Annotated in this window: 3 protein-coding genes; all 3 read right to left on the reverse strand. The window is 68.8% G+C overall.

Translation table 11 applies throughout. The features are described 5' to 3' along the window. Window positions 1-102 precede the first annotated feature (102 nt). The gene (gene tolB / locus VF662_RS09865) at window positions 103-1,428 is read right to left on the reverse strand and encodes a Tol-Pal system beta propeller repeat protein TolB (RefSeq protein ID WP_464140460.1); all 1,326 of its coding nucleotides are present in this window, start codon (window positions 1,426-1,428) and stop codon (window positions 103-105) included. Next, entirely contained in the window at window positions 1,425-2,366 is a 942-nt protein-coding gene (locus VF662_RS09870) for a TonB C-terminal domain-containing protein (protein WP_464140461.1), read from the reverse strand. The genes tolB and VF662_RS09870 overlap by 4 nt, the downstream gene beginning before the upstream one ends. Continuing rightward, a partial coding sequence (locus tag VF662_RS09875; protein WP_464140464.1) for an ExbD/TolR family protein occupies window positions 2,366-2,657 on the reverse strand: 292 nt, incomplete at its 5' end. The genes VF662_RS09875 and VF662_RS09870, both read right to left, overlap by 1 nt.

Here is a 2,657-nt window from a genome sequence, read left to right on the forward strand (position 1 = left end):
GGCTTCTTCTTGGCGCAACCCGCCGAGAAAAGCAGTGCCGTGGCCAAAGCGGCGATCGCAATGCGGTTGTTGTTCATGAGCTTCTCCTTGGGTGGGATGGATTCATGGGAGCAGCGGCCCCCAGGTGGGATCTGATCCGGCAAGCGGGGTCGGAATGCGGCGCTCATTGGCGCCGGTGATATCCACCTGCCAGATGCTGGAATTGCCGGACCGGCCCTGGCCGGTGCGGAAGAACTGGATCACACGGCCGTTGGGAGCGAAGGTCGGCGCCTCGTCCTGCCAGCTGTCGGTGAGCAACCGCTCTCCCGACCCCTGCGGCGTCATCACGCCGATGCGGAAATTGCCGGCGATCTTCGTAAAGGCGATGAGGTCGCCGCGCGGGCTCCATTCGGGCGTCGCATAGCGGCCGCCGCCGAAGCTGATCCGGCGCTGGTCGGAGCCGTCGGAGTTCATCACGTAGAGCTGTTGCCCGCCGGAGCGGTCGCTTTCGAACACGATCTTGCTGCCGTCGGGCGAATAGCTGCCGCCGACATCGATGCCCGGCGAGTTGGTGAGGCGCTGCGGAGTGCCGCCGCCGGCGGAGATGCGGTAGATGTCGGTGTTGCCGGCGACCGACATCGAATAGAGGATCCAGCGGCCGTCCGGCGACCAGCGGGGAGCGAAGGTCTGGTTCGCACTCTCGGTCACCACCCGCTGGCGGCCGGTGCCGATGTCATAGATGTAGATTCGCGGCCGGTTCTCGACATAGCTTAGATAGACGATGTGCTTGTAATCGGGCGAGAAGCGCGGCGTCAGCACGGTCGAGCCGCCCTGGGTCAGGAAGCGGTGGTTGGCGCCGTCCGAATCCATGATCGCCAGCTGCTTGATGCGGCTGCCCTTGGGACCTGACTCGGCGATGTAGGCGATGCGGCTGTCGAAGAACGGGCTCTCGCCGGAAAGCCGCGCGTAGATGGCGTCGGCGCATTTGTGCGCGGCGCGGCGCCAGTCCCTTGGCTCGACGACGAAGCCGTGGCGGGTGAGCTCCGACTTCAAGGCGACATCGTAAAGATAGCAGCCGACGGTGACCTTTCCGTCGGGATTGGCGCGGACGAAGCCCTGGACGAGCGCCACCGCACCCGTCGTCGGCCAATAATCGAACGCCGGGGCGGTCACCTCCGGGAAGCTCACTGCGCGGATGCCGCCGGGGCCCACCGGCTTGAACAGACCGCTGTTGCGAAGGTCGGCCGCGACCACCTCCGCCACCTGCCGGCCGAGGGTCTCGGTGGTTCCGGCGATGGTGCTCGCAGTCTCCGGCGTCGGCATCACCGGAACCGCGATTACCATGTCGGCGGCGCTTTCGTCGGTGACGTCGACGCTGAGCTGGGCCGATGCCGGCTGCGAAGCGATGGCGGCGAGAAATGCGCCGAATGCGAAGGTCAGTCTGTTCATTGCGAGAGTCTCTTGTCGAATCCGATGGGGCTTAGGAGCTTCCAGGCGTCATAATATTCGGCCGGTAGCCGGAAGGGCGAAGCGAGCCGAACCGCCCGGACTGCCTGCTCCTGGTGGAGCCTCACCTGAGGACGGTTGCTTTCCGTCTGGCCGGTAGTTCGAAGGACGTCGACGTCGGTGACGCTGCCGTCGCGGGCGAGGCGGATGCTGAGTTCGGTGCGGAGCTGCTCGACGTCGGCGCCGGTTGGAGCCTTCCAGTGCGGCTTCAGCTGGCGGCGCACTTCGGCAGCGAGCGACGCCTTGACGGCGGGTCCCACTGCAGCCGCGGGCGGAGCGGTGGCCTGGCTGGGGCTCTCGCTGTCGCTGATGCCGCTGAGGAGCCCCTTGAGCCGCCCCGTCGGCCGCGCGGTGGAGGCGGGGTTCTTGCCTGCTCCCGAATTCGACGGCGCGGCTTTCGGCGGAGCGGGCCGCGCGGGAGCCGGTCTTGCCGGGGCCGGCGCGGCCTTCGCAGGTGCAGGCTTGGCCGGCGCTGCCTTGGCAGGCGCGGGGCGCGCAGCCGGGACAGGCTTCGGCGGTACAGGCCGCGGCACCGGCCTGGGAGCGACCGGCTGCGCCTTGGGCGGCGTGCGTTGCGCAGGCGGCGTGGGCGGCGGCGGGGTGGGCAGCGGTGGGACGGGGATCGGTTCGGGTTGCGGCGCCGGCGGCGGGGAATCGGGCTCGACCGGCCCCTCTACTTCGGCCAGCTTGGGCGCAGGCGCTTCGGCGGACGGCGAAGGAGAGGTGCTTTCCGGCGCCGCCTCCTCGACGAAGGCAACTTCCATCGGCGGGCTCACGATCGGCTTCCGGGTGGATGCGGCAAAGCCGACCGACAGCACTGCCAGCAGGAGCGCGTGCCCCGCAAAGGCGACGCCGAGGCCGGTTGCCTCCGCCCGATCCATCAGTCGCCCTCGCCCGCCACGCTAACGAGCGCCACCTTGCGGAGGCCGGCGGCGTTGAGCTCGCCCATGACGCGCATCACGCGGCCATAATCGAGGCTCTTGTCGGCGCGAAGGAACACGCGCGGCCCGCCTTCTTCGCGCGACGCGCCGGCAATCTCGCCCAGCCGGACCGGAAGCATCTGCTCGGTCACGGGCTCGTCGTCGACGAAGATGGCGCCGCTCGGATCGAGCGAGATCTGAACGGGCTTCACCTCCTGGTCGAGCGCACCAGCCTTGCTGTCCGGCAGGTCC

Source organism: Allosphingosinicella sp. (assembly GCF_036387215.1).
Taxonomy (GTDB): domain Bacteria; phylum Pseudomonadota; class Alphaproteobacteria; order Sphingomonadales; family Sphingomonadaceae; genus Allosphingosinicella.

Coding starts and splice junctions, on each gene's coding strand:
- tolB (WP_464140460.1), bottom strand. CDS start 1,428: ATGAACAGACTGACCTTCGCATTCGGCGCATTTCTCGCCGCCATCGCT.
- VF662_RS09870 (WP_464140461.1), bottom strand. CDS start 2,366: ATGGATCGGGCGGAGGCAACCGGCCTCGGCGTCGCCTTTGCGGGGCAC.